The sequence below is a fragment of the Candidatus Nanobsidianus stetteri genome, assembly GCF_003086415.1.
Lineage (GTDB): Archaea > Nanobdellota > Nanobdellia > Nanobdellales > Nanobdellaceae > Nanobdella > Nanobdella stetteri_A.
Genome location: NZ_QEFP02000002.1, coordinates 1 through 4,316, shown reverse-complemented (window position 1 = coordinate 4,316; position 4,316 = coordinate 1). Strand labels below are relative to the sequence as shown.

General features: G+C 24.0%; 9 protein-coding genes and 1 rRNA gene. 4 read left to right on the top strand and 6 right to left on the bottom strand.

Features of this window, described 5'->3' with window-relative positions:
- Nucleotides 1-40 precede the first annotated feature (40 nt).
- The 6 genes from DDW03_RS00185 to DDW03_RS00160 all read right to left on the bottom strand — a co-directional run bounded on the left by DDW03_RS00185 (nucleotide 41) and on the right by DDW03_RS00160 (nucleotide 2,594).
- The gene (locus DDW03_RS00185; RefSeq protein WP_228615046.1) at nucleotides 41-1,057 is read right to left on the bottom strand and encodes a hypothetical protein; all 1,017 of its coding nucleotides are present in this window, start codon (nucleotides 1,055-1,057) and stop codon (nucleotides 41-43) included.
- Between the two features lie 67 nt (nucleotides 1,058-1,124).
- A 5S ribosomal RNA gene (gene rrf, locus DDW03_RS00180) occupies nucleotides 1,125-1,239 on the bottom strand.
- Nucleotides 1,240-1,264: 25 nt separating this feature from the next.
- On the bottom strand, nucleotides 1,265-1,573 hold the full coding sequence (locus DDW03_RS00175) for a ribonuclease P protein component 4 (RefSeq protein ID WP_228615045.1): 309 nt from the start codon (nucleotides 1,571-1,573) through the stop codon (nucleotides 1,265-1,267).
- A complete protein-coding gene (locus DDW03_RS00170; RefSeq protein ID WP_228615044.1) occupies nucleotides 1,542-1,892 on the bottom strand; it encodes a hypothetical protein in 351 nt (116 codons plus the stop codon). The genes DDW03_RS00175 and DDW03_RS00170 overlap by 32 nt, the downstream gene beginning before the upstream one ends.
- Nucleotides 1,889-2,242, bottom strand: coding sequence for a peptidyl-tRNA hydrolase Pth2 (pth2, locus tag DDW03_RS00165; RefSeq protein ID WP_228615043.1), 354 nt, complete (start codon nucleotides 2,240-2,242; stop codon nucleotides 1,889-1,891). The genes DDW03_RS00170 and pth2 overlap by 4 nt, the downstream gene beginning before the upstream one ends.
- A complete protein-coding gene (locus DDW03_RS00160; protein WP_228615042.1) occupies nucleotides 2,232-2,594 on the bottom strand; it encodes a hypothetical protein in 363 nt (120 codons plus the stop codon). The genes pth2 and DDW03_RS00160 overlap by 11 nt, the downstream gene beginning before the upstream one ends.
- Nucleotides 2,595-2,628: 34 nt before the next feature.
- Between DDW03_RS00160 and DDW03_RS00155 the strand changes: the two genes are divergently transcribed.
- The 4 genes from DDW03_RS00155 to DDW03_RS00140 form a co-directional block, all read left to right on the top strand.
- Nucleotides 2,629-3,150, top strand: coding sequence for a metal-dependent hydrolase (locus DDW03_RS00155; protein WP_228615041.1), 522 nt, complete (start codon nucleotides 2,629-2,631; stop codon nucleotides 3,148-3,150).
- Nucleotides 3,147-3,677: an RNA 2',3'-cyclic phosphodiesterase gene (gene thpR / locus DDW03_RS00150; RefSeq protein ID WP_228615040.1), complete on the top strand. Its 531-nt coding sequence runs from the start codon at nucleotides 3,147-3,149 to the stop codon at nucleotides 3,675-3,677. The genes DDW03_RS00155 and thpR overlap by 4 nt, the downstream gene beginning before the upstream one ends.
- Nucleotides 3,678-3,702: 25 nt before the next feature.
- Nucleotides 3,703-3,900 (top strand): hypothetical protein, encoded by a 198-nt coding sequence (locus DDW03_RS00145; RefSeq protein WP_228615039.1) that lies wholly within the window; start codon nucleotides 3,703-3,705, stop codon nucleotides 3,898-3,900.
- The coding region (locus DDW03_RS00140; protein ID WP_228615038.1) for a hypothetical protein at nucleotides 3,901-4,316 on the top strand (416 nt) is incomplete at its 3' end.

Genomic DNA, 4,316 nt, shown 5'->3' with positions numbered 1-4,316 from the left:
TGGAGAAAACTTTTCTAAATCTTTGATTATATCTATTATTTTATATTCCATATATTTTACTTATAATATTTATAACTTTTTTAATTTTATCATTATCTATAAGTTTTACATAATCTTCTTTACCAATTATTCCCTTTTCTATTAGTTTTTGCTCATCTAATTCAAATAATAATATATCATAACCTGTCTTCTTCTTTGCTTCCCTATAGAGATGTATTATTGCTGGATTTATTGATGGTTTTTCTGGGTTCTCTTCAAGTAATATATATCCACTTCCTGACAATAATGCTAAAGCTATATATGGGTTCATTTCCTTTTTATATTTCTCGCTTTCTTCTTTATAAATATGACTTGCATCATATACTCTAAACTTTAATTCTTTTCCTTTATATTTGAAGATTAATTCATATCCAGATATATCAAATTCATCTCCATTTGCTAACTTTATTTTATCTTTAAATTCTTTTATTTCATACTTATCAATTCCGAAAATATCTTTAGATTTTTCACCTATGTAATATAATGTTGCTAATCCCCAGAAGTCTAATATATTTACTGCATCTTTTTCAATTACTTTTCCTTTGTCAGCATTTACCTTGATCTTAGTTACCTTTCCTTTTTGTATTAAATAACCTAAAGCTTTTTCCATATATTCAAATCCTGTTTCTTTTATCATTTTACCTATTTCCTTGATATCTAAATATACATCTCTTATTTTAATATTTTTCTTCAGTTGAGATTTTGATTGAGCTGCTATATAATATTTCTTTCCATCTAATGTTTGAGGTTCAACAAATATTCTCTTTTCTATGTTACCCCAAGAAAAATCATCTTCTCCCCACTGTAGGATATCTAAAATTACCTTTTTTATATCATCTCCAGCTTCATCTATTATCTTTTTAATATACAATAATGATGATTTTGTTTCTATTTGGTATGGTGCTATTTGTCTAGCAAACATAAACTTTAACTCTCCATCATTCTCTTCTGCTATTTGCAAAAGCTCATCTAAGCCTATTATTATATATCCATCAGACTCTATTCCGTCCTCCCCCAAAGGGATGTATGTCTATATGGTGTGAGTCCATAGTAGTATAATTTTCATAAAAATTTTTAAAAATTTAGTCGGGCGGCTTCCGTGCTTTCCCGGCTATCGCCAGTACTCACACGGACGTGGGCCGGCTTAACTTCCGTGTTCGAAATGGGTACGGGTGTTTCCCGGCCACTTTGGCCGCCCTAAGATTATCTATAAAATAAATGTTTTTTAAACCTTTCTTATTATAAACCTCTTCACGCTATTACAATATAAACATTTATATATAATTCTACCCTTCCTTATCCTTATCTGTAATGTTTTTCCAACAACCCATGGGGTATAACATTTTTTACAAAATTTATTCCTCAATTCTTTTGGTAATCTTATCCTCGCCTTATTTTTTATCTTCCATAATATAAATATATATCTTCTAGCTAAATCAATATTATCTATATTTTTTATAGCTAATTTATACAATTCAAAAATTCTTCTTTTTGCTATATTTTTATAAGTTGTATTGTATTTCTTTTTCTTCATTCTTATCAAGATTTTTCACATAAAATATAATATTATCTCCTAAATGATGATTTACCTTTGGTATTAAAACTTCAATAGTTTCTTTTCTATATTTATCTATAGATATTACTATTGGAGAAATTAAATTATAATGCATTCTAAATTTTAATGCTTCATATTGATCTTCTATATTTATATATTTAGTCCCCACTTCAAATCTTCTAATATATGGAGAATGATTTTTAATTATAATTAAAACTTTCTTTTCATAAATTATATTATTTACATCAAAAGATGTTTTTATTTCTACATTCCATACATCCTTTAATTCTTCGCTCATAATAATTTTAATGAACCAGTTACTTTATTAATCTTTTCTTCAATATCTGGACCAATACCTATACAAGTAATAGTTCCTGGCTCTAATTGTGTTAATCCGGCATCTTTTATTAAAACAGTATTCAAATTTAATGATATAGATTGATTATATATATTCATTAATTCATCTAAATTTTTTACATATAAAACAATTTTCTTTGCACCTTCTTCCCTCCATTTTTTTACTATATCTTTATCCTTTTCCAATTGATTTAAAACAGCTTCAACAGCAGCATGGGCTACTTGAGCACATAATTTTCCCTTTCCAATATCTAAATCCTTTCTTACTACAATTACTAATTTATATACCATCCAATTCCTTTAATTTTTCCAATAATAATTTATATCTATAATTATCTATCTTCTCATTTATATATTCTTCATTTAATCTTTTGCTTATTTCAGTTATCTTTTTATTTATCTCATCTAATAAAGTATATATATTTTTTATATCATTTGAAATATTATTATACTTATCTTCTAACAAATTCAATCTATCTTCTATTTTTTTATTTTCTGCTTTGTTATTTTCAATTTCAGATTTTAATTTATCTATATCTTCTTTTATACTATCCAAATATTTTTTAAAACCAAATAGAACTTCATTATATTTTTCAAATTCTAGTAAATTGTTAATTATTTTATCATAATCTATATCACCCATATACTTTAATACCTTTTAAGTATTGATAAGAATTATGATAATTAGACTCCATCAAGCACTGTCATCATTTATAACATATATTATATTTTTCTATATATTTAATTTTGACAAGGTATCTTCAATAATTATATCAATAATTGTTGGACTTATTTGTGTAATACCGGATTATGATTATAAAATTTATAATTGGGCAAATAAACAATATGAAAATATAAATAAATCAAAAATTCTAAAATATTTATTATTTCCATACTATCTATTTATTTTATTTTTATTAAAATTATTTAAACATAGAGGATTTACCCATTCAATATTTCCAATAATAATATTTTTCCTTTTAGGATTGTTTATAATGAAAATATTTTATTTATTTTCTTTAGCATTTTTATTACATATTATTGAAGATTCTTTAACAGTTTCTGGAATTACTCCATTATACCCATTATCAAACTATAAATTTGTTATACCAATTTTAAACAATAGAAAAAATAGAAAATTGCAAGAATACCTCTCTTATATAATTTATATTATGTTTTTTGTAATAATTTTGTTATGAGGATATTTATAGCAATAGATTTACCAGAAAATATAAAGGATGAAATAGAAAAAATTAGAAAAGGTTTAAGAGGTATATATGGAAAACCTGTTGAAAAAGAAAATTTTCATATAACATTAAAATTCATTGGAGATGTTCAACCAAATATATTTGAAAAAATAAAAGAAGAATTAAATAATGTAAAATATAATAAATTTAGTATAAAAATTGGTAATATTGGAACTTTTGGAGATAGAGTGGTTTGGATGGGTATATATGAAGGATATGAAGATATAATTAATTTACATAATTTAATAGATGAACAATTATATAAAATAAAAATTGATAGAGATTATAATTTTTCCCCACATATTACTTTGTATAGAATAAAAGAAATATTAAATAAAAAAGAATTTAGAGAATCAATTGAAAAATTATCTAAATATCTATCTGATGATATTTTAATAGACAGATTTTATATAAAGCAAAGTATATTAAGACCCCAAGGTCCTTTATATATAAATATGGCAGAATACAAATTATTATAAATATTATTGATAATCTATTTTTATAATGGCTTCAGACTTATTACCAGAGATTAAAGCAAGGAAATTTGATAGGATATTTATATGTAGAAAATGTGGGGCTAGGATTAGAGCAAATCCTGATAAAGTAAGAGCTGGGCTTGTTAGATGTAGAAAATGTAAATCAACAGCACTAAGACCAAAGAAATCAGAGATTACATTAGTAGCTGGAAAACAAACTAAGTAAATGAGTTATAATTTATATATATCAAATAGCAGTGCTCTTAGCATATTAATAACTTTTTTAGTTATTAATATAATATTTATATTTTTAAAAATTTTTAAAAAAGAAAATACAGATTATAAATTTATTTATGGGATGTTTAGGACAAAAAAATTAATGGAAATAATGAAAAAAATTGCTAATACAAAATTTTCAAAATTTTTATCAATATCATCATTAATTTTAGGTCCAATATTAATAGCTTTAGCAGTTTTCTTCCTATTTTTTGGAATTTTAACAAAAACCCCAACATATGCCCCAGCATTGCCTGGTATATCGTATGGTCCTATAACGTTACCTATAGCACAAACAATAATTGCAATATTTATAGCAGCTTTTATACACGAACTAGCACATGGTATTTTAGTATATAAAAATAA

Bases quoted from the DNA above. Each gene is read 5' to 3' on its own strand.
- DDW03_RS00155 (WP_228615041.1), top strand. From the start codon at position 2,629: ATGATAATTAGACTCCATCAAGCACTGTCATCATTTATAACATATATT.
- DDW03_RS00160 (WP_228615042.1), bottom strand. From the start codon at position 2,594: ATGGGTGATATAGATTATGATAAAATAATTAACAATTTACTAGAATTT.
- pth2 (WP_228615043.1), bottom strand. From the start codon at position 2,242: ATGGTATATAAATTAGTAATTGTAGTAAGAAAGGATTTAGATATTGGA.
- DDW03_RS00175 (WP_228615045.1), bottom strand. From the start codon at position 1,573: ATGAAGAAAAAGAAATACAATACAACTTATAAAAATATAGCAAAAAGA.
- thpR (WP_228615040.1), top strand. From the start codon at position 3,147: ATGAGGATATTTATAGCAATAGATTTACCAGAAAATATAAAGGATGAA.
- DDW03_RS00170 (WP_228615044.1), bottom strand. From the start codon at position 1,892: ATGAGCGAAGAATTAAAGGATGTATGGAATGTAGAAATAAAAACATCT.
- DDW03_RS00145 (WP_228615039.1), top strand. From the start codon at position 3,703: ATGGCTTCAGACTTATTACCAGAGATTAAAGCAAGGAAATTTGATAGG.